Origin of the sequence: Streptomyces solitudinis, assembly GCF_036323765.1 — a bacterium.
Lineage (GTDB): Bacteria > Actinomycetota > Actinomycetes > Streptomycetales > Streptomycetaceae > Streptomyces.
Map to the genome: position 1 here is coordinate 448162 of NZ_JAZDCW010000002.1, position 20747 is coordinate 468908.

The window sequence follows — 20747 nt, forward strand, 5'->3', positions numbered from 1 at the left end:
GTCACCGGCCGCGCCGCCTCCTGGCCCGGCGCACCAGGGCCGCGGTGCCCACCAGCGCGACGGTCGCCCCCGCCGCGCCCAGCGTGGTGGCGGCGTCCTTGCGGCCCAGCCGCCGTCCGGCGACGGTGTGGCGGCCCGCCACCTCGTCCAGCAGCTCGGCCAGGACCTCCTCGTTCGTCCACAGCGGCCGCCAGCCCGCGTCGTGCAGCCGGGAGCCGCTGACCACCCACGGGTACATGGTGTAGGCCAGGTCCCCGGCCGGGGACGGCGTGAGCCCGAGGCGGTGCAGCCGTGACGCGGCGCCGAGGGCGACGGCCGAGGGCAGCTCCATGCGGCGGATGCCGGACAGTTCCTCGACCTCCTCCTGCTCCAGCCAGCCGTCGCACGCGACCACCAGCTCACCGGACACCTTCCCCAGGGCGGCGTACTCCAGGGCGCTCACCAGGTCCTCGACGTGGCAGAACTGCCAGCAGGGCCGCGATCCGGCGACGACGAGCAGGCGCGGCGACTCGAAGTAGCGGGTGAGCGCGGTGTCGGTGCCGCCCACCAGCACGGCGGGACGCACCACGGTCACCTCCAGGCCCGGGTGGGCCCGCGGCGCCCGCTCGGCCAGCCGCTCGATCTCCAGCAGGTCGCCGACGCCGGTGGCCTCCGCGGTCGCCCGCAGCTCGGCGTCCTCGGCGAGCGGCACGTCGTTGTCCTGGAGCGCCCCGTAGACCATCGCCGAGGTGCACAGCACGACGCGGCGCACCCCGGCGGCTGCCGCGGCGGTCAGCACCGTCTGCGTGCCGCGCACGTTGTAGGCCGTGCGGGCGGCGGCGTCCGACTCCAGGTCGAGGTCGAGCGCGAGGTGGACGACGACGTCGGCCGGCTCGCCGTCCGGGCGCAGCCGGCGGGCCAGCTCCGGGTCACGCACGTCGAGGGTGTGCCACACGGCGCCGTCGGTCTCACCGCGCCGCTCGTCCAGGGCGATGACCTGCCCGGTCTCCGGTGAGGCGGCGAGCCGGGCGGTGAGCAGCGCACCGACGCCACCCACCCCGCCGGCCGCGCCGGTGACGGCCACGACAGGACCGGCAGCGCCGTTTCGCGCTGCGCGAACGTTCGGCTCGGGGGAACTCACCGGGCTGCTCCAGTGGTTGTCTTCGGTACGGGGCGCAGGCCCCCATCCTGCCTGACAGGTGTCTAGGCTGGAGGGAGCGGCCGCCCCGGAGGCGGAGCCGCCCGTGGGAAGCCACCCGACCGACGCACCCGTCCGACCCAGTCCGACCGACAGAGCCGAGGAAATCCCGTGAGTGACACCCCATTCGGATTCGGCCTTCCGCAGGAGGAGCCGGAGGACGGCGACGACGGCCGGAAGAAGGGCGGAGCCGGAGACCCGTTCGGTTTCGGCGGCGCGGGCGGCCCGGGGGCGGACAACCCGCTGGCCGCGATGTTCGGCTCGCTGGGCGGCGGCCCCGGCGGGATGGACCCGAACGACCTGGGCGCCGCCTTCCAGCGGCTCGGCCAGATGCTCAGCTACGAGGGCGGCCCGGTCAACTGGGACATGGCCAAGGACATCGCCCGGCAGACGGTGGCGCAGGGCGCCCCCGACGGCTCCAAGGACGCGAGCGTCGGCCCGCAGGAGCGCGCCCAGGTGCAGGAGGCGCTGCGGCTGGCGGACCTGTGGCTGGACGGCGCCACCTCGCTGCCCTCCGGTTCGGGATCGGCGGTGGCCTGGAGCCGCGCCGAGTGGGTCGAGGCGACGCTGCCGGTGTGGAAGGAGCTGGTGGACCCGGTCGCGGAACGCGTCGGGGCAGCCATGGGCGACGTCCTCCCCGAGGAGATGCAGGCCATGGCCGGGCCGCTGCTCGGCATGATGCGCTCGATGGGCGGCGCGATGTTCGGCACCCAGATCGGCCAGGCCCTCGGTGTGCTCGCGGGCGAGGTCGTGGGCTCCTCGGACGTCGGGCTGCCGCTGGGGCCGACGGGCCGGGCCGCGCTGCTGCCGCGCAACATCACCGCGTTCGGTGACGGGCTCGGCGTGCCGCAGGAGGAGGTGCGGCTCTACCTGGCGCTGCGCGAGGCCGCGCACCAGCGGCTGTTCGCCCACGTGCCGTGGCTGCGCTCGCACCTGTTCGGCGCGGTGGAGGGCTACGCCCGCGGGATCACGGTGGACACCGCCAAGCTGGAGGACGTCGTCGGGCAGCTCGACCCGAGCCGTCCCGAGGAACTCCAGGAGAAGCTCCAGCAGGGCATGTTCCAGCCGGAGGACACCCCGGAGCAGAAGGCGGCCCTGGCCCGGCTGGAGACGGCGCTCGCCCTCGTGGAGGGGTGGGTGGACGCCGTCGTGCACGCCGCCGCCCAGCCGCACCTGCCCGCGGCCGACGCACTGCGCGAGACGCTGCGCCGCCGCCGGGCGACCGGCGGCCCGGCCGAGCAGACCTTCGCCACGCTGATCGGCCTGGAGCTGCGGCCCCGGCGGCTGCGCGACGCCTCCCGGCTGTGGGCCTCGCTGGCCGACGCCCGGGGCACCGAGGGCCGCGACGGCCTGTGGTCCCACCCCGACATGCTGCCCACCGCGGCCGACCTGGACGACCCGGACGGCTTCGTGCACCGCGAGCAGCTGGACTTCTCGGAGCTGGACAAGATACTCGGTGACGCCGCCGGGGGCACCGGGGACGCCGGGCCGCGCGAGGACGGCCGCGGGGAGGGCTCGGAAGGCGAAGCGCCCGGCGGTCCGGGAGACGGCGGCCGGTGACGCTGCACCGCGACGCGGCCCGGGTGCTCGGCGCCTGGGCCGCGCCCGACGGCGGGCAGGACGCCCTGCGCCGGGCCTACCTCGACCACCTGGCCGAGTACCCGGACGCCATGTGGCGCTCCTGCACGGCCGGGCACCTGACGGGCAGCGCCCTCGTCGTCGAGGACGGCGGGGAGCGCGTGCTGCTCACCCTGCACCGCAAGATGCGCCGGTGGCTCCAGATGGGCGGGCACTGCGAGGCGCAGGACACCGGCCTCGCCGAGGCCGCCCTGCGCGAGGCCGTCGAGGAATCCGGTATTCCGGACCTCACCCTGCTCCCGGGCGGCCCGGTGCGCCTGGACCGCCACCTGACGCCGTGCGCCTGGCACCTGGACGTCCAGTACGTCGCGCTCGCTCCGGCGGACGCGGTGGCGGCGATCAGTGAGGAGTCGCTCGATCTGCGCTGGTTCGGGCACGCGGAACTGCCCGAGGTGGCCGACGCGTCCGTCGTCCGGCTCGCCGAACGAGCCCGCGCGCTGCTGTAGCGCCGCGGGCCGAAGCGGCGGGTGTGCCGGGGGCTCATCCGTCGCCGGGCGGGCGGGCCTGCGGCAGCCGTCCGGCCGAGGCGACGCCCTCCAGGAACCCGCGCGCCCGCTCGGTGCGCGGGTAGGTCTCCAGCAACCGCCAGAACGCGCTGCCGTGCCCGGGCACCAGCAGGTGCGCCAGCTCGTGCAGCAGGACGTAGTCCAGCACGTACTCGGGCATGCCCTGCAACCGGTGGGAGAGCCGGATGCTGCCCTCGGCCGGCGTGCACGAGCCCCAGCGGGTGTGCTGGTTGGTGACCCAGCGCACGGAGGCGGGCCTGGCCCGCCCCTCCAGGTACTGCTCGGAGAGCCGCGCGGCCCGCCGGGCCAGCTCCCCGTCGACCGGGGTGCGGCGGCTCTCCTGCGCCGCGAGCCGGTCGAGCATGCGGGCCACCCAGCGCTCCTCGTCGGCCGCCGACATCCGGGCCGGGATGAGCACGACGGTGCGCCCCGCGTCCCGGTAGGCGCTGACGGTGCGGCGGCGGCGCGTGCTGCGGCGCACCTCGACGGGACCGTGGCCGGGTCGGGGCTCGGGCGGGGAGGGAGCGCCGGGCGGGGCGCTGTCCAGTGGGTCGGCGGGCACGCCCCGACGTTACCGGCACCGGGTGTGCGCTGCCGAGGGCGTATGCCCAGGTCGGCTGACTCCTACGATGATCTGCCCCTGCCTGTGGACAACTCGGCGCACCGTTTCGGGGATCGGAGCATGCTGACGTCGTCGGGTCCGCGAGAGCGGGCCGGGCGGCTTCGTGAGGCCGCGCCGAACACACCGAGGGGGCACACATGCATCCGATGATCAAGCCGGTGCTGCGGAGGAGCTGGCGGGACCGCCAGACGGTGCAGTACGGGGTGACGCCCGCGCACGCGGTCGTGCTGAGCCCGGTGGACACCGCCACCGGCAGCTTCCTCGACCTGCTCGACGGCACCCGCAGTCTGGGGCAGCTCAGGGAGGCGGCCGGTGCGATCGGGCTGGAGCCGCGCACGGCCGACCGGTTGGTGGAGCGGCTGGAGGCGGCCGGACTGCTGGACGACGCCACCGCGGAACGCTCGGCCGCCGCACACGTGGGAGACCGGCTGCGGCCGGATCTGGCCTCCCTGTCGGTGCTGCACCCCGGTCCCGGCGCGGCCCTGCGCAGGCTGGCCGCCCGCCGCGGCGCCCGGGTGCAGGTGCGCGGCGGCGGACGGGTCGGGGGCACCCTGGCCGGGCTGCTCTCCGCGGCCGGGGTGGGCCAGGTCGACGTGGTGGACGGCGGCTGCGTCACCGCCTGGGACGCGGCGCCCGGCGGGGCCGGTGCCGACCAGGCGGGCGAGCGGCGGGCCTCGGCGCTGCGGAAGGTGGTGCGGCGGGCGGCTCCCTGGTCGCGGGCGCCCCGGCCCGCCGCACCGTCGCGGGCGCCGTGCGCAGCGGGGCGCCGCGAGGGCGGCGGCCTCGATCTCGTCGTCTTCGCGCCGCGCGACGGTCTCGCGGCCTACGCGCCGGACCCGGAGGCCGCCCGCGAGGTGGTCGCCGCCGGCCTGCCCCATCTGTACGCCGGAGTGGTGGAGGCCACGGGATTCGTCGGACCGCTGGTGCTGCCGGGTGTGTCGGCGTGCGCCGAGTGCCTGCTGCTGGAACGGGCGGTGCGGGAGCCGCCGTGGCCGCTGGTGGTCGGCCAGTGGCGGCATGCCCGGCGCACCGGTGTGCCCGCCTGCGACACGGCGCTCGCGGCGGTCGTCGCGGGGGCTGCGGCGTCGTGCGCGCTGAGCCTGCTGGACGGGGACGGCGCGGCGGTCCCCGGAGTGCGCACCAGCTATGTACTGCCCGGACTACGGCAGGAGGAGGAGGCTGTGCGACCGTATAGCGAGTGTCCCTGCGGCGCCGCCGGCCCTCAGGGCGGGCCTCGGCCCCGAGCCGGGGGCGCGCCGCAGGTGGCCACGACGTCTTAGCAGCCCGAGCTGTCCGCGACTTGGAGGGGTGCATGTCCGATCTTCCCCGTAAGGCCGTCACCCGCACGGCCAAGCTGGCCGCTCTCCCTCTGGGTTTCGCGGGACGGACGGCCCTCGGCCTCGGCAAGCGCATCGGAGGCCGTCCGGCCGAGGCGATCGCGGACGAGTTGCAGAAGCGCACCGCCGAGCAGCTGTTCGCCACGCTCGGCTCCCTCAAGGGCGGTGCCATGAAGTTCGGGCAGGCCCTGTCGGTCTTCGAGTCCGCGCTGCCGGAGGAGATGGCGGGCCCCTACCGGGCGGCGCTCACCAAGCTCCAGGACGCCGCGCCCCCGATGCCGGCCAGGACGGTGCACGCCGTGCTCTGCGAGCAGCTCGGGGGGGACTGGCGCGAGCTGTTCGCGGAGTTCTCCGACAAGCCCGCCGCCGCGGCCTCGATAGGCCAGGTGCACCGGGCGGTGTGGCACGACGGCCGCGAGGTGGCGGTGAAGGTGCAGTACCCCGGCGCGGGGGACGCCCTCCTGTCCGACCTGGCCCAACTGGGCCGCTTCGCCCGCGTGCTCGGGCCGCTGATACCGGGCATGGACGTCAAGCCGCTGATCACCGAGCTGCGGGAGCGCGTCTCCGAGGAGCTGGACTACGGGCTGGAGGCGGAGGCGCAGCGCGCCTACGCCGCCGAGTTCGCCGACGATCCGGACGTGCGGGTGCCGGAGGTGGTGCACCAGTGCGAGCGGGTGCTCGTCACCGAGTGGCTGGAGGGTACGCCCCTGGCCGCGGTGATCCGCGAGGGCGGACAGGCCGAACGGGACGCGGCGGGGCAGCGGCTCGCGCGGTTCCTGTTCGCCGGAACGGCCCGGACGGGGCTGCTGCACGCCGATCCGCATCCGGGCAACTTCCGGCTGCTGGCGGACGGACGGCTGGGTGTCATGGACTTCGGCACCGTGGACCGGCTGCCGGAGGGCCTGCCGGAGCCGATCGGCCGGGCGCTGCGCATGGTGCTGGCCGACGAGGCCGAGGGCGTCTACCGGCTGCTGTGCGAGGAGGGTTTCGTCAAGCCGGACATCGAGCTGGAGCCGGACGCGGTGCTCGACTACCTGGCGCCGATCATCGAACCGGCGCGGGTGGAGGAGTTCGCGTTCTCCCGCGACTGGATGCGGGAGCAGGCCGCGCGGATCGCCGACCCGCGCTCTTTGGCCCACCAGCTCGGCAGGCAGCTGAACCTGCCGCCCTCCTACCTGCTGATCCACCGGGTCACCCTCAGCACGATCGGGGTGCTGTGCCAGCTCGGTGCCCGTGTGCGGCTCGGCGACGAGCTGGCCGACTGGCTGCCCGGCTTCCTCCCCGAGGAGGAGGAAGCGACGGAGCGGGAGAGCCCGGCCCAGGTGGCCGGCAGTTCCGCCTGACCTGGAACACGGCGGAGCCGGGGCCGCAGGGCCCCGGCTCCGGTCGCTGGATTCGGTGAGGGCGCCGCGGGCACCGGCTCGGTGGCCCCGCGGCGCCGGGCGCGTCAGTGCATGACGGCCATGGCGAGCGCCCGGCGGGCGCGCAGCGAGGCACGTTCGGCCTTGCGCTGCATCCGTCGGGCGGCGAGGAGCCGCAGGGCGAGCCGTTCGGACTCGGCCTCCCGCAGGTGCTCCTGCATTCGTGTTCGGCTCAGTGTTTCTGGCAGGAGTTGCATGTCTCGGGTCCTGTTCCGGGGCGTGACGGTCCGTTCGGACCGGCTGCGGTCGGGTGCGGTGAAGAGTGAGGTGCTCATCGGGGCCTGCTTCGTGGGTCCGTGCGCCGACGGACGGTCGATGGTGCCGTGGACGTTCATGCCGCGACCGGGTTCTTGCGCGGGCGGCCACGCGGCCGCTTCCGGGGCACGACGACGCCCTGTACGAAGAGTTCGCCGCCCCAGACGCCCCAGGGCTCGCGCCGGTCCTTGGCGCCGGCGAGGCAGGCATCGCGCAGCGGGCAGGTCTGGCACAGCGACTTGGCGTACTCCACGTCGGCGGGGGCCTCGGCGAAGAAGACCTCGGGGTCGTAGCTGCGGCACGGCACGGCGACACCGAGCCGGTCGATGGCGTCGTCCAGCTCGGTGAGCGTGGTCAGGGGGGTCAACGGGTCCTCCGTGGGATCAGGCGGGTTCAGGTCGGTTCGCGGTGACAGGGTGTGCGTCTGTGTCTGCACGGGTGACTTCCTCGTCTGTCGTTGTCGGTCCGGCGGGTGACCGGGCTGCCCAGGGCAAACAGAAGGGCCGCGGATCCCGGTGTGGGTTCCGCGGCCCTGGAAGGTGCCGACCTGATCGCGCGATCAGGCTGGATCTCTCCAGGGTTCGAGCCCACGGAAGGCCCACATCGTGTGCTGCTTCTTCGTTTCCGTCTGGCGCCCGGCGCCGGCACCCACTGCCGCCGCGGTAAAGGCATAGGCCTGCGCCTGTGCCTCCGCTGCTACTGCGGGTGCCTGGATCGGTCGCTCATCACTGACCGGGCCTCCGGACACACCGGTGCCCCTGAGACGGGAGCCGAGCAGGCAGGTGGCAACGACCGAGCGGTCGGTCATGTTCGTGTTGCCAGGGGTGTTGGTGAAGATGCCAATCACTGGTCTCGCCTCCTCTCGGCGTCTCGGTGGGACCGGCCGGAGCCGGGCCCGATGTGTTCAGGGATGAGTACAGCATGGAAAAGCTGGAGCAAGGAAGCCCCCGCCCTCTCCATGTCCGGAAGGCTATGGGGCTTTCAGCGGCGGGCGCAAACTATTTTTGCGGCGAGTTCCCGCCGGTCTCGTCTGGCCTTCCAGACGGGCTGTGCGGAGCCGTTCATTCCGGCTCCTCGGCCGCCGGGCCGGGCAGTTCCCCGCCCGCGCACAGGGCGAGCACGGCCGCCCCGAAGCCGCGCACCTTGCGGCTGGTGACGCCGGCGATGGTGCGCAACTGCGCCTCGTCGTCCGGCACGGCCTCGGCGATGGCCATCAGCGTCTTGTCGGTGAAGACGCAGTAGTCGGGCTGGCCCGTGCGGCGGGCCTCGTCGGCGCGCCAGGCGAGCAGCCGCTCGTACAGCTCCTCGTCCAGCTCGGACGGGCAGTCCTCGCAGCGCATCAGCTTGATCTCGCCCGCGTCGGTCAGCGCCCGGCCACAGACCCGGCAGCGCACCAGTGTGCGGCGCCGCGCCGGACGGGCCGGGCCGCCGCGCTCCACGCCGCCCCGGGGGGTCCGGGCGGCACCGGCGCCGCCCGGCGCGGAACCGGACCGCAGGCCGTCCAGGAACCGCGTGGGCACGCGGGTGGGCCGGCCCCCCGGAGTGCGGGAGAGCGACCAGGAGAGCGTCAGGTGACGCCGGGCACGGGTGACGCCGACGTAGAGCAGCCGACGCTCCTCCTCGACCTGGGCGGGCGTCCTGGCGTGGCTGATCGGCAGCACGCCCTCGCACAGGCCCACCAGGAAGACGGCGTCCCACTCCAGGCCCTTGGCGGAATGCAGCGAGGCCAGGGTGACGCCTTCGACGGTGGGGGCGTGCTGGGCGTTCGCCCGCTGCGCCAGCTCCGTGACGAAGTCCGCCAGCGTGGCGGCGGGCCGGGCGCGGGCCATGTCCTCCGCCAGGCGCACCAGGGCCGCCAGCGACTCCCAGCGGTCCCGGACCGCTCCGGAACCGGCCGGCGGTTCGGCCGGCCAGCCCCGGGCGCCGAGCACCGTGCGGACCTGGGCCGCCAGACCGCCCACCCCGGACAGCAGCGGGTCGTTGCCGCCCGCGTGGGCGGCTCCGCGCAGCGCCACCCCGGCGTCGCGCACCTCGGGGCGCTCGAAGAACCGCTCGGCGCCGCGCAGCTGGTAGGGCACCCCGGCGTCGGCGAGCGCCTGCTCGTAGACCTCGGACTGGGCGTTCATCCGGTAGAGCACCGCGATCTGCCCGGCGGGGACCCCGGACTCCAGGAGCTGGCGGATGCGGCGGGCCGTGTCCTCGGCCTCGGTGGGCTCGTCGGGGTGCTCGGCGTAGCCCGGTTCGGGACCGGCCTCGCGCTGCGAGAGCAGTTCGAGACGGTGCTCGGCGGCCCGCCCCGTGGCCTGGGTGAGCAGCTTGTTGGCGAGGTGGACGACCTGCGGCGTCGAACGGTAGTCGCGCACCAGCCGCACGACCGTCGCCCGGGGGTGGCGGGTGCGGAAGTCGAGCAGGTGGTCGCAGGTGGCGCCGGTGAAGGAGTAGATCGTCTGCGCGGCGTCCCCGACGACGCACAGGGAGTCCCGCTCGCCGAGCCACAGGTCCAGCAGGCGCTGCTGGAGCGGGCTGACGTCCTGGTACTCGTCCACGACGAAGTGCTGGTACTGGCCGCGGATCTGCTCGGCGATGTCGGCGCGCTCCTGGAGGATGCCGACCGTCAGGAGCAGCACGTCCTCGAAGTCGATGAGGCCGCGTTCCCGTTTGAGCTGTTCGTAGGCGGCGTAGACGCCCGCCGTCTCGGCCGCGTCCCGCGGGGCCACGCGGCCGGCGGCGGCCACGGCGCCGGGGTAGTCCTCGGGAACGGTCTGGGTGACCTTGGCCCACTCGATCTCGCTGGTGACGTCGCGCAGCTCGGAGCGGTCCAGCCGGACGCGGGTGCGCCCCGCGGCCTCGCCGACGAGCGCGGCCTTGCGGTCCACCAGCCGGGGCAGCTCGCCCCCGACCGCGCGCGGCCAGAAGAACTGGAGCTGGCGCAGCGCCGCCGAGTGGAACGTGCGGGCCTGCACGCCTTCCGCGCCGAGCTGCCGGAGCCGCCCGCGCATCTCGCCCGCCGCCCGGTTGGTGAAGGTGACGGCCAGCACCCCGGCCGGCGGCAGGACGCCGGAGCGCACCCCGTAGGCGATGCGGTGGGTGATGGCCCGCGTCTTGCCCGTGCCCGCTCCGGCCAGCACGCACACGGGCCCGTGCAGGGCCGTCGCCACCTCGCGCTGTTCGGGGTCGAGCCCTTCCAGCACCGCGTCGGCCGTCTCGGGCGGACGCGCGAGCTGCGAAGGCCGCTGGGAGTGCGTCGCTGCTGTCACCCCGCCATGCTGCCAGGTCCGCTGGGGCGGAGGGGACGGCCGTCCACAGGAGTGACCCTCTTGTCATACCGGCGTGTCGTACCGGCCGTCTTGCCGGTCTCCCGGGAATCCCGGCGCCCGGTCCCGCGTTGTCGGGGGTCGAGGGCTCCGAACCGAGGAGCCCGGCGCGGACGACGCGCACAGCGGACGACGTGAAGGAGCACGAGCCCCATGGCGGGAACCGTGACGATGTACAGCACCACCTGGTGCGGCTACTGCCGCCGCCTGAAGGGCCAGATGGACCGCGAGGGGATCGCCTACACCGAGGTCAACATCGAGCACGACCCGGAGTCGGCCGCCTTCGTGGAGAAGGCCAACGGCGGGAACCAGACGGTTCCGACGCTCCAGATCGTGCCGGCCGCCGGCGGCGAGCCGGTCGTCATGACGAACCCCAGCCTCGCCCAGGTGAAGCAGGCCCTCGGCGCCTGACCGGCTCACCGCCCGGCCAGCCAGGCGGGCCGGGCGGGCCGGGCGGCTGCCGCCGCGGGGAGCGCGCGCCGGGGCCCGCGTCTCAGTCCGGGAGCGGCCCGCCGTACCAGCGCTCGATCAGCCGGGCGGCGATGGAGATGCCGCCGGGCGGCAGCACCTGGCCCGACTCGAAGGCGGTCCGCAGCTCGTCGCGGGAGAACCAGCGGGCCTCCCCGATCTCCTCACCGTCCACCCGGATGTCGGTGCCCGTGGCGCGGGCCGTGAAGCCGAGCATCAGGCTGGACGGGAACGGCCAGGGCTGGCTGCCCACGTAGGACACCTCGCCGACGACCAGGCCCGCCTCCTCCGCGACCTCGCGGACCACCGCGTTCTCCAGTGACTCGCCCGGTTCCACGAAACCGGCGAGCGTCGAGAAGCGGCCCTCCGGCCAGTGCACCTGGCGGCCGAGCAGGCAGCGGTCGTCGGCGTCCGTCACCAGCATGATCACGGCCGGGTCGGTCCGCGGGTAGTGCTCGGCCCCGCAGGCGGGGCAGCGGCGGACGTGCCCCGCGGCCGCGATGACGGTGCGCTCGCCGCAGCGGGAGCAGAAGCGGTGCATGCGCTGCCAGTTCTCCAGCGCGATCGCGTGCACCAGCAGGGCGCTGTCCCGCTCGCCGAGGAGCGCGCCGGCCTCGCGCAGTCCGGCCGGCCGGGCCAGGTCGTCCATGCGGCCGGGCAGGGAGTCCTTCTGGAGGGCGAAGTAGCGCACGCCCTCCGCGTCGGTGCCCAGGAAGTAGCGGTGCGCCTCGGTGATCGGGGCGTCGAAGGTCGGCGTGGTGACCAGCTCGGTGCGGCCGTCGTCGGTGTCGAGCACCAGGGCCTGCCCGCCGGAGACGACGAAGCAGCGCGTGCTCGGATGGCTCCAGGCGGCGGCCAGCCACGCCTCGTCCAGGCGGTGGTGCGCGTCGCGGTCGATGCCGCCGTCGCCGGTGAGGGTGATCGGACGCCCGGCGTCCTGCTCGGTCCAGGTGGTCACGGCGTCGTATCGCTCCTGCTCGTCGTCTGCACGTGCGGTCGGCTGCGGGCGGTCAGCCGCGGGCGGCGGGGCCCCACTGCTCGGCCAGGTCCTCCCACAGGTAGGCGGCGGCCTCGGCTCCCCTGCTCAGCAGCGGCACCTCGACCTTCTCGTTCGGCGCGTGCCAGCCGTCGGACGGCACGGAGATGCCGAGGAAGAGCACCGGCGCGCCCAGTACGTCCTGGAGATCCGCCGCGGGCCCGGAGCCGCCCTCCCGGGTGTAGCGGACGGGCTGCCCGAAGGCGCGCTCCATCGACCGTACGACGGAGCGGAGCGCGGGGTGGTCCAGCGGCGTGAGGCACGGCCGCGTCGCGCCCCAGAAGGTGATCTCGTGCCGGATGCCGTCCGGGAGCCGGTCTGCGGCCCACGCGCGCACGGCCTGCTGGACGCGGGCCGGGTCCTGACCGGCGACGAGCCGGAAGGAGAGCTTCAGCTGGGCGCGGGCGGGGACGATCGTCTTGCCGCCGGGCCCCTGGTAGCCACCCGATATGCCGTTGACCTCGGCGGTGGGTCGGGCCCAGACGCGTTCGAGCACCGTGTACCCCGCCTCGCCGAGTGCGGCGTGGCTGTGCGCGGTGCGCAGCCAGCGCTTCTCGTCGAAGGGCAGCTCGGCCAGCAGGGCGCGCTCGTGCGCGGCCAGCTCGGCCACGCCGTCGTAGAAGCCGGGGACGGCGACGCGGCGGTCCTCGTCGTGCAGGGCGGCGGCCAGCCGGGCGGCCTCGGTGGCGGGGTTGGGGACGGCACCGCCGAAGGAACCGGAGTGGATGTCCTGGTCGGGTCCGAACAGGTCGATCTGGCAGTCGGTGAGGCCGCGCATGCCGGTGCAGACGGTGGGGGTGTCCTCGTCCCACATGCCGGTGTCGGAGACGACCACGGCGTCGCAGGCGAGGCGGTCGGCGTGCTCGCGCAGCAGGGCGGGGAAGTGGGGCGAGCCGGACTCCTCCTCGCCCTCCACGATGAGCTTGAGGTGGACGGCCGGTGCGGTGCGGCCGGTGGCGGCGAGGTGGGCGCGCACGCCGAGCGTGTGCAGGAACACCTGGCCCTTGTCGTCGGCGGCGCCCCTGGCGTAGAGCCGCCCGTCCCGCTCGACGGGTTCGAACGGCTCGCTGGCCCAGCCGTCGGCGCGGGCGGCGGGCTGCACGTCGTGGTGCCCGTAGACCAGGACCGTCGGTGCGTCCGGGTCGACGGCGGGCCACTCGGCGAAGACGGCTGGCAGACCGGGCGTCTCCCACACCTCCACGACCGGGAAGCCCGTCTCCCGCAGCCGGCCGGCCAGCCACTCGGCGCTCTCCCGCACGTCGGCGGCCCGTTCGGGATCGGCGGAGACCGAGGGGATGCGCAGCCAGGCGGTGAGGTCCCGCAGGAAGGCGGCGCTCTGCTGCTCGACGTACTCGCGGACGGCGCTGTCCGGGGTGGAACTCATGCCCACGAGCCTATCGGGGACGGCCCGCGGGCCGCGCGGCGCTCCCCTGCGCCGCCTCCTCGTCCGGGCCGGTGAGCAGGAGCCGCTCCAGCTCCGCCCGGCCCGGCAGCCCGGCGGGACGCAGCACCCGGCCGCTGCGGACGTGCAGGAACCCGGCGCGCACGGCGTCCGGGTCGAGCCCGTGCCGCTCGGCCCAGGCCAGGCGGTAGACGGCGAGCTGGAGAGGGTCGGCGTCCTGGCCGCGCCCCGTCTTCCAGTCGATGATCTCGAAGCCGTCCGCGTCCTGGTAGACGGCGTCGATGCGGCCCCGCACCGTGCGTCCGGCCAGTTCGATCTGGAACGGCTCCTCGACGCGGTACGGGGTGCGGTGGGCGTAGGGCGTGCGGTCGAACGCCTCCTTGAGCGCGGCGAGGTCGTGTTCGTCGGCGATGCCGGCCGCGCCGGTCAGCGGGTCGTCACCGTCCGCGCCGGGCAGCTCGTCGGGGCCGAGGAACGGCAGGGTCAGCTCCTCGAACCGGGACTCCACCCAGGCGTGGAAGCGGGTGCCCCGGCGGGCGGCGGCGGGCCGGGGCGGACGCGGCATGGGCCGGGCCAGGTCCTTCGCGAACTGCTCCGGGTCCCTGGCCAGGCGCATCAGCTGCGAGGCCGTGAGCGTGGCGGGCAGCTCGACCTCGCGGACGGTGCGGCGGGCGCGGCGCAGCTCTCCGGTGAGAGCGGTCAGGTCGCGGTCCCAGGAGGCGGCGAGCCGGGCCTCCTCGGGACTGAGCCCGTCGTCCGGGGCCGGGGCCGGGGTGGCGGGCGGTTCGTCCCCGGGCGCCCCGTCACCGGCGGGCGCCTCACGCGGCCCGGACTGGGCGGGGACGGCGGGGGCCAGGGCGCCCGCGGTGGGCTCGCCGGCGTGCTCCAGGTGGGCCAGCACCGTGTCGGCTGCCGTGCGGCGCCGGGCGAGCGCGGCCTCGTCCAGCGGCAGCGGCCACGTCCGTTCCTCGCGCCGCGCGCTCAGCGCCGGGTTCTCCGCCCGCTCCTCCGGCTCGGGCTCCCACGCCTCGACCTCGCCGTGCGCGGGATCGTCCTCCACGTGCGCCCGCAGCTCCTCCAGGAACGGCGAGGGGCCGCGCCGCTTCTTCTGGCTGGGCCCCCACCAGTGCCCGGAGGCCAGGAGCAGGCTGCGCGGCCGGGTGAAGGTGACGTAGCCCAGCCGCAGCTCCTCGGTGGCCTGGTGCTCCTTCAGCGCGGTGTCGTACGCGGTGCGGGCCGCCGCCGTCCACGCCTCCAGCCGCGGCAGGGTCGCCGCGTCGCCGCGCAGCGGGTGCGGGAGCACCTTCGGCTGCGTGAGCCAGGACTCCTGGCCGCGGGTACTGGGGAACTGCCCCCTGACCAGTCCCGGCACGGCGACGACGTCCCACTCCAGGCCCTTCGACTTGTGCGCGGTGAGCACCTTGACGGTGTTCTCGCCCCCGGGCAGCGAGCTGTCGAGCCCCTTCTCGTACTGCACGGCGGTGCGCAGGAAGCCGAGGAAGGCGAGCAGCGACGCCTCGCCGTCGAGGGAGGCGAAACCCGCGGCGAGGTCGAGGAAGCGGCCGAGCGTCTCGCGGCGGCGGGCGGCCAGCGCCTGCGGGGACGCGGCCAGCTCCACCTCCAGCCCGGTGACGGCGAGCACGCGGTGCAGCACGTCCATCAGCGGGTCGGCCAGGGTGCGGCGCAGTTCGCGGATCTCGGCGGCCAGCCGGGCGAAGCGGACGCGGGCGGTGGCGGAGAACGGCAGCGCGTCCTCGTGGCCGCCGGATTCCAGGAACGTGTCCAGCGCGTCGGCCAGCGAGACGACCTCCGCCGGGTCGGTGCCCTCGACGGCTGCGGCCAGCCGGGCGTCGGCGTCCTCGCCGCGGCCCGCGCCGGCGTCGGCCAGGAGCCGGGCGCGGCGGCCCAGCAGCGCCAGGTCGCGGTGGCCGATGCGCCAGCGCGGGCCGGTGAGCAGCCTGATCAGCGCCGCGTTGGCCGTCGGGTCCTGGAGCACTTCGCAGGTGGCGACGAGGTCGGCGATCTCCGGCAGGTGGAGCAGCCCGGAGAGGCCGACGACCTCCACCGGCAGGTCCCGCGCCACCAGCGCGCCGTGGATCTCGGCGAAGTCGGCCGCGCCCCGGCACAGTACGGCGATCTCCCCGGGCGGGGTGCCGGTGCGCACGAGGTGGGCCAGCGAGTCGGCGAGCCAGTCCAGTTCGGCGGCGTGGGTGTCCAGCAGGGCGCACCGCACCCGGCCGCTCTGTTCGGCGCCGGGCGCGGGGCGCAGTGCCTGGACTCCCGCGTGCCGGGCGCGCAGCGGGGCGGCGAGGGTGTTGGCGAGGGTGAGCAGCCGGCCGCCGCTGCGCCGGTTCTCGCTGAGCGCGTACCGGTCGGCGGGGCGGCCGTCCGCGCGGGGGAAGTGGCGGGGGAAGTCGTCCAGGTTGGCGACGGAGGCGCCGCGCCAGCCGTAGATGGCCTGGCAGGGGTCGCCCACGGCCGTCACCGGGTGCCCCGTGCCGTTGCCGAAGAGTCCGGCCAGCAGGACGCGCTGGGCGACGGAGGTGTCCTGGTACTCGTCGAGCAGGACGACGGCGTAGTCCTCGCGCAGCGCCCGGCCCACCTCCGGCACGTCGCGGGCCAGCCGGGCGGCCAGGGCGATCTGGTCCCCGAAGTCGAGCAGATCCCGCTCGCGCTTGCGGGCCCGGTACGCCTCGACCAGCCCGAGCAGCTCCAGCCGGCCGTGCGCCGTCTGCGGTATCCGGCGCAGGGCGGCGTTGGAGAGCCGGACGGCGCCGCTCTCCAGGTGGGCGGCCAGCCCGGTGTCGTGGGCGCGCAGGCGTGCGGGCTCCACCAGGTGCTCGGACAGTTCCCCGTCGAGCGCGAGGACGTCCTCCACCAGGGCGCTGACGCTCTTGGTCAGGGCGTGGAACGGGCCCGGCGCCGCGCGCAGCACGGAGGCGGCGAGCTGGTAGCGGGTGGCGTCGGCGAGCAGCCGGGCGGAGGGTTCCAGGCCCAGCCGCAGTCCGTGTTCGCTCAGCAGCCGCCCGGCGAAGGCGTGGTACGTGGAGATGTCCGGTTCGCCGGGTTCGGCGCCGTGGCCGTCCCCCGGCGGTGCCTCGTCCGGATCGAGCACTCCGGCGCGCACCAGGGCGCGGCGCACCCGGTCGGCCAGCTCGCCGGCGGCCTTGTTGGTGAAGGTGAGCCCGAGCACCCTGTCCGGGGCGACCTGCCCGGTGCCGACCAGCCACACCACCCGCGCGGCCATCACCGTCGTCTTGCCCGAGCCCGCCCCGGCGACGATGACCTGGGGGGCCGCGGGCGCGGCGGCGCACGCGAGCTGCTCGGCGGTGAACGGGATGCCCAGCAGCTCGCGCAGTTGTCCGGGGTCGGTGAGGCGCGCGGTCACGACAGAAGACGCTAACGCCTCCCACCGACACCCCGCTCCGCTCGGCGCCCCGGCCCCCGGCACCGGCGGAACGGGGACGTCACCGGAGCGGGGTCTCACTCGATGACGTGGCGGCCTTCGGGGCGGGCGGCGCAGGCGGAGCGGAACGCGCAGTGCGCGCAGTGCTGTCCGGGCGAGGGGGTGAAGCGTTCGTCGAGGACCCGGCCGGCGGCGTCCGCGAGGAGCGGGCCGACCCAGTCGCCCTCCGGGCCGGCGGTCACCGGTTCCTGGCGCTGCACGGCGGGCAGCGTCTCGCCGCCCGCCTGCCGGGCCGCGCCGAGCCGCAGGTGCACGAGTTCGGCGCCGGCCACCTCGGCCGCGGGGTCGCCCTCGCGCAGCGCGAGCTGGTAGACGGCGAGCTGCGGGTGCCGTTCGACCTCGGCGGCGGTCGGCTTGGCGCGGCCGGTCTTGAAGTCGACGACGTAGAAGCGGCCCTCGGCGTCCCGTTCGACCCGGTCCACGCTGCCCCGCACCCGGACCCGCACGTCGCCGGCGGTCAGCGTGACGTCGAAGCCGTGCTCGGTGGCCACGGGCTCCCGCCCGTCGCGTTCGAGGACGTGCCAGTGCAGGAAGCGTTCGAGCGCGGCGCGGGCGTTGTCCTTCTCCTGCCGGGACTGCCAGGGCGCCTCGAAGGCGAGCGCGTCCCACACGGTGTCCAGCCGCTCCAGCAGCACTCCCAGGTCGGCGGGGGTGGTGCCGGAGGCCACCTCGTCGGCCAGGACGTGCAGCACGTTGCCGAAGCCCTGCGCCGCGCTGGCCGGGGCGTCCGCCTTGACCTCGCTGCCCAGGAACCACTGGAGCGAGCAGACGTCGGTGAGCCGCCCCAGCGCGCTGCCGGACAGGGCGACGGGCTGCTCCGGGTCGCGCAGCGGGACGGCGGAGCGGGTCGGCTCGGCCAGGCCCCACCAGCGGCCGGGGTGGGCGGCCGGGACCAGGGCGCCGCCCTCGTCGTCGCGCAGCGCGGCGAGCGCGGCCAGCCGCCGGGCCGCCGCGTCGCGCAGGGCGGGGCTCGCGGCGGGGTCGACGGTCGTGGCGCGCAGTTCGGCGACGAGCCCGGCCACGGACAGCGGCCGGGCCGGTCGCCCGGCCACGTCGCGGGGCGGGGTGCCCAGCTCGGCCAGGAACCGGGAGGGCTGGTCGCCGTCCTCGGCGGCGGCCTTCACCGCCGTCACCACCAGTCGGTCCCGCGCCCGGGTGGCGGCGACGTAGAACAGGCGCCGTTCCTCGGCGAGCAGCGCTCCGGTGGGCAGCGGCTCGGCGAGCCCGTCCGGGCCGATCCGGTCGGCCTCCAGCAGGGAACCGCGACGGCGCAGGTTCGGCCACACGCCCTCCTGGACCCCGGCCACGACGACGAGCCCCCACTCCAGGCCCTTGCTGCGGTGCGCCGTCATCAGGCGGACGGCGTCGGGCCGTGCGGCACGGGCGGCGAGCGTGTCGGCGGCGATGTCCTGGGCCTCCAGTTCGGCCAGGAAGTTCCGGGCGCCCCGGCCCCCGGTGCGTTCCTCGGCGCGGGCGGCGGCCTCGAACAGGGCGCACACCGCGTCCAGGTCCCGGTCGGCGTTGCGCCCCGCGGCCCCGCCCCGGCGGGCGGCCCGCTCCAGCCGCTGCGGCCAGGGCGTGCCGTCCCACAGCTCCCACAGGGCCTCCTCGGCGGTGCCGCCCCCGGCGAGCCGTTCGCGGGCCTTGCGCAGCAGCAGGCCGAGCCGCTGGGCGCCCTTGGCGTAGCCCGGGTCGTGGGCGACCAGCCGCTGCGGTTCGGCCAGCGCTTCGGCGAGCAGCTCGTCGGAGGGCCTCGGCACGGCGCGCCCCGCGGCCCGTTCCTCCTCGCGCAGGGCGCGGCCGAGGCGGCGCAGGTCCGCCGCGTCCATGCCGCCGAGCGGGGAGGCGAGCAGGGTGAGCGCGGTCTCGGTGTCCAGCCACGCCGCCGCGGCGGGCGCGGCGGCGTCCCCGGAGCCGCCGGACGCGTCACCCGCGCCGTCGTCCGTCCCGTCACCGGCACCGCCCGGGTCCGCGCCGCCGTCCCCCGCCGGGCGCGCGCCCCGCGCGCCGTCCGTGCCCGCCACCGCGCGCAGGGCGGTGAGCAGGGGGGCCACCGCCGGTTCGTGGCGCAGCGCCAGGTCGTCGCCCGAGACGTCCACCGGCACCCCGGCGGAGGTCAGCGCCCGGCGCAGCACCGGCAGGGAGCCGCCCGAGCGGACGAGCACGGCCATCTCCCGCCACGGCACACCGTCCTCCAGGTGAGCGCGGCGCAGCAGGTCGGCGACGCCCGCCGTCTCGGCGCCCGGCGAGGTGTAGGTGTACGCCTCCACCCGGCCGCCCGGCCGTGCGGCCGACTGCTCGCGGTGGGCACGGACGGCGTCGGCGCCCAGTCTCGGCAGCGGCATCCGCCGGGCGAGGAGCCGGGTGGCGGCCAGCAGGTCCGCGCCCGAGCGCCGGTTGGTGTTCAGGTGGGCGGTGCGGGCGCCGGGGAAGTCGGCGGGGAAGCCGAGGATGCCGCCCACGTCGGCGCCCCGGAAGGCGTAGATGGACTGGTCGGGGTCGCCGAAGGCCACCAGCGTGCGGGGGCTTCCCGGGGGGCCGGCCAGCGCCCGTACGAGCCGGACCTGCGCGGGGTCGGTGTCCTGGTACTCGTCGACGTACACGGCGTCGTAGGCGCCCGCGAGGAACCCGGCGGCGCCGTTCGGCCCGGTGTCCTCGGCGAGCAGCACCGCCCGGTGCACCAGCTCGGCGTAGTCCAGGAGGCCCTGGAGGTCGAGCACGTCCAGGTACTCGGCGAGGAAGGCCGCCGCCGACCGCCAGTCGGGGCGGCCGGTGCGCCGGGCGAAGTCGGCCAGCTCCCGGGGGCCGAGCCCCAGCTCGCGGCTGCGGGCGAGCACCGCGCGGACCTCGTCGGCGAAGCCCCTGGTCGTCAGGCAGGCGCGCAGGTCGTCGGGCCAGCGGATGCCGGAGACGCCCGCGGCCTGCCCGGCCAGCAGCTCCCTGATGTAGAGGTCCTGCTCGGGGCCGGACAGCAGCCGCAGCGGGTCGGCGAACAGCTCGGCGTCCTGGTGGGCGCGCACCAGGGCGTAGCAGTAGGAGTGGAACGTGCTCACCAGCGGCGCCGCCCGCGTGGCGGAGCCGGTGTGGTGGGCGGCCAGCCGGTCCCGCAGCTCGACGGCGGCCTTGCGGCTGAAGGTCAGGACCAGGACGCGCCCGGGGTCGGTGCCCCGCCGCACCCGTTCGGCGACGGACGCCGCCAGCGTGGTCGTCTTGCCCGTGCCCGGCCCGGCCAGCACCAGCAGCGGCCCGCCCTCGTGGTCAACCACGGCGCGCTGGCCTGCGTCCAAGGCAGGGAGAGGCGCCCGGCCCGGCGGGGTGCGCACCAGACGGTACGTAGCGGACTTCTTGGAGGAACTCACGTGGATCGCCGGTCCTGGAATCTGTTCGGGGAGATGCCGACGGTACGCGAAGGGCCTGCCGGGACGCAGCCGGTCCCCCGGGCACTCCGCACGGCCCGCTCGCCGCAGGGGACGGCGAGCCATGACGGAAGCTGGTGACTGTGAACAGCCTCACCCGCCCGGGCCGCCACGCCCGGCGCCGCCCGCGCCGGGCGCCCGGCGCCCGTCCGCGCGGCCCGTCAGTCCGGCGGGGCCCCGTCCCAGCGGGCGCGCCGGAGGTCCACCCGGGGCCGCGCCCCGACGCCCGCCGGGACGCGCAGCGGGGTCCCCTCGGCGCGGTAGCGGGCGAGGGCGCGCCGCTCCTGGCCGGGCAGCGGCACCCCGTCGGCCCGCACCACGCGCCACCAGGGCACCGCGCCGCCGTACAGCGCCATGACCCGGCCCACCTGGCGCGGCCCGCCGCCGCCCGGACGGGCCCCGGAAGACGGAGCGTCCGGGGCCGCCTCGCGCCCCTCCTGTTCCTCCCGCTCCTCCCGGAGCCACCGGGCGATGTCCCCGTAGGTCAGCACCCGGCCCGGCGGGATCGACCCGGCCACCTCCAGGACCCGCTCGGCGTACTCCGGAAGGCGGTCCGGCTCCTCGGCTGCTCCGTCCATGGGCGCCATGGTGCACCACGTCACAGACGGCCCCGGCCGGCGGTGGCACGGGGTCGTGAAGATCACAGGTCTGCCCCCAAATGCACCCTGATGCGACCACCGGGTTCCCTC

At 75.9% G+C, this 20747-nt stretch carries 16 protein-coding genes; 5 read left to right on the plus strand and 11 right to left on the minus strand.

The window, feature by feature from the left end; translation table 11 throughout:
- Position 1: 1 nt before the first annotated feature.
- A complete protein-coding gene (locus tag V1J52_RS05655; RefSeq protein WP_330138473.1) occupies positions 2 to 1120 on the minus strand; it encodes an NAD-dependent epimerase/dehydratase family protein in 1119 nt (372 codons plus the stop codon).
- Between the two features lie 168 nt (positions 1121 to 1288).
- Here V1J52_RS05655 and V1J52_RS05660 point away from each other — a divergent pair, with 168 nt between their 5' ends.
- Positions 1289 to 2737 carry a zinc-dependent metalloprotease gene (locus tag V1J52_RS05660; RefSeq protein ID WP_330138474.1) on the plus strand — a complete coding sequence of 483 codons (1449 nt, stop codon included), beginning with the start codon at positions 1289 to 1291 and terminating at the stop codon, positions 2735 to 2737.
- Positions 2734 to 3261, plus strand: coding sequence for an NUDIX hydrolase (locus V1J52_RS05665; protein ID WP_330138475.1), 528 nt, complete (start codon positions 2734 to 2736; stop codon positions 3259 to 3261). The genes V1J52_RS05660 and V1J52_RS05665 overlap by 4 nt, the downstream gene beginning before the upstream one ends.
- 34 nt (positions 3262 to 3295) lie before the next feature.
- Here V1J52_RS05665 and V1J52_RS05670 read toward each other — a convergent pair whose 3' ends face one another.
- Positions 3296 to 3883 carry a M48 metallopeptidase family protein gene (locus tag V1J52_RS05670; RefSeq protein WP_443075719.1) on the minus strand — a complete coding sequence of 196 codons (588 nt, stop codon included), beginning with the start codon at positions 3881 to 3883 and terminating at the stop codon, positions 3296 to 3298.
- Between the two features lie 197 nt (positions 3884 to 4080).
- Here V1J52_RS05670 and V1J52_RS05675 point away from each other — a divergent pair, with 197 nt between their 5' ends.
- Both V1J52_RS05675 and V1J52_RS05680 read left to right on the plus strand, forming a co-directional pair.
- The gene (locus V1J52_RS05675; RefSeq protein ID WP_330138476.1) at positions 4081 to 5223 is read left to right on the plus strand and encodes a ThiF family adenylyltransferase; all 1143 of its coding nucleotides are present in this window, start codon (positions 4081 to 4083) and stop codon (positions 5221 to 5223) included.
- A 32-nt stretch (positions 5224 to 5255) separates the two neighbouring features.
- The gene (locus tag V1J52_RS05680) at positions 5256 to 6623 is read left to right on the plus strand and encodes an ABC1 kinase family protein (RefSeq protein ID WP_330138477.1); all 1368 of its coding nucleotides are present in this window, start codon (positions 5256 to 5258) and stop codon (positions 6621 to 6623) included.
- A 104-nt stretch (positions 6624 to 6727) separates the two neighbouring features.
- On the opposite strand, the gene V1J52_RS05685 is transcribed toward V1J52_RS05680, so the two are convergent.
- The 4 genes from V1J52_RS05685 to V1J52_RS05700 form a co-directional block, all read right to left on the minus strand.
- Complete coding sequence (locus tag V1J52_RS05685) at positions 6728 to 7036, minus strand: putative WhiB-interacting protein (protein WP_330138478.1); 309 nt, start codon at positions 7034 to 7036, stop codon at positions 6728 to 6730.
- Complete coding sequence (locus V1J52_RS05690) at positions 7033 to 7392, minus strand: WhiB family transcriptional regulator (RefSeq protein ID WP_330138479.1); 360 nt, start codon at positions 7390 to 7392, stop codon at positions 7033 to 7035. Before V1J52_RS05690 ends, V1J52_RS05685 begins: the two co-directional genes overlap by 4 nt.
- Positions 7393 to 7515: 123 nt before the next feature.
- Positions 7516 to 7803, minus strand: a complete 288-nt coding sequence (locus tag V1J52_RS05695) for a hypothetical protein (RefSeq protein WP_330138480.1) — start codon at positions 7801 to 7803, stop codon at positions 7516 to 7518.
- A 214-nt stretch (positions 7804 to 8017) separates the two neighbouring features.
- Entirely contained in the window at positions 8018 to 10213 is a 2196-nt protein-coding gene (locus V1J52_RS05700) for an ATP-dependent DNA helicase UvrD2 (protein ID WP_330138481.1), read from the minus strand.
- A gap of 210 nt (positions 10214 to 10423) precedes the next feature.
- On the opposite strand from V1J52_RS05700, the gene V1J52_RS05705 reads away from it, so the two are divergent.
- The gene (locus V1J52_RS05705) at positions 10424 to 10681 is read left to right on the plus strand and encodes a glutaredoxin domain-containing protein (RefSeq protein WP_330138482.1); all 258 of its coding nucleotides are present in this window, start codon (positions 10424 to 10426) and stop codon (positions 10679 to 10681) included.
- Between the two features lie 82 nt (positions 10682 to 10763).
- Here V1J52_RS05705 and nudC read toward each other — a convergent pair whose 3' ends face one another.
- From nudC to V1J52_RS05730, 5 genes are all read right to left on the minus strand, one after another.
- The gene (gene nudC, locus V1J52_RS05710) at positions 10764 to 11696 is read right to left on the minus strand and encodes an NAD(+) diphosphatase (RefSeq protein ID WP_330138483.1); all 933 of its coding nucleotides are present in this window, start codon (positions 11694 to 11696) and stop codon (positions 10764 to 10766) included.
- 52 nt (positions 11697 to 11748) lie between these two features.
- Positions 11749 to 13158 carry a dipeptidase gene (locus V1J52_RS05715; RefSeq protein ID WP_330138484.1) on the minus strand — a complete coding sequence of 470 codons (1410 nt, stop codon included), beginning with the start codon at positions 13156 to 13158 and terminating at the stop codon, positions 11749 to 11751.
- Positions 13159 to 13168: 10 nt separating this feature from the next.
- Positions 13169 to 16564 carry an ATP-dependent DNA helicase gene (locus V1J52_RS05720; RefSeq protein WP_330138485.1) on the minus strand — a complete coding sequence of 1132 codons (3396 nt, stop codon included), beginning with the start codon at positions 16562 to 16564 and terminating at the stop codon, positions 13169 to 13171.
- Between the two features lie 95 nt (positions 16565 to 16659).
- Positions 16660 to 20001, minus strand: a complete 3342-nt coding sequence (locus V1J52_RS05725) for an ATP-dependent helicase (RefSeq protein ID WP_443075721.1) — start codon at positions 19999 to 20001, stop codon at positions 16660 to 16662.
- Between the two features lie 218 nt (positions 20002 to 20219).
- Positions 20220 to 20645 (minus strand): MGMT family protein, encoded by a 426-nt coding sequence (locus V1J52_RS05730; protein ID WP_330138486.1) that lies wholly within the window; start codon positions 20643 to 20645, stop codon positions 20220 to 20222.
- Positions 20646 to 20747 lie beyond the last annotated feature (102 nt).

Bases quoted from the DNA above. Each gene is read 5' to 3' on its own strand.
- V1J52_RS05675 (WP_330138476.1), top strand. From the start codon at position 4,081: ATGCATCCGATGATCAAGCCGGTGCTGCGGAGGAGCTGGCGGGACCGC.
- V1J52_RS05680 (WP_330138477.1), top strand. From the start codon at position 5,256: ATGTCCGATCTTCCCCGTAAGGCCGTCACCCGCACGGCCAAGCTGGCC.
- V1J52_RS05685 (WP_330138478.1), bottom strand. From the start codon at position 7,036: ATGAACGTCCACGGCACCATCGACCGTCCGTCGGCGCACGGACCCACG.
- V1J52_RS05705 (WP_330138482.1), top strand. From the start codon at position 10,424: ATGGCGGGAACCGTGACGATGTACAGCACCACCTGGTGCGGCTACTGC.
- V1J52_RS05715 (WP_330138484.1), bottom strand. From the start codon at position 13,158: ATGAGTTCCACCCCGGACAGCGCCGTCCGCGAGTACGTCGAGCAGCAG.
- V1J52_RS05730 (WP_330138486.1), bottom strand. From the start codon at position 20,645: ATGGCGCCCATGGACGGAGCAGCCGAGGAGCCGGACCGCCTTCCGGAG.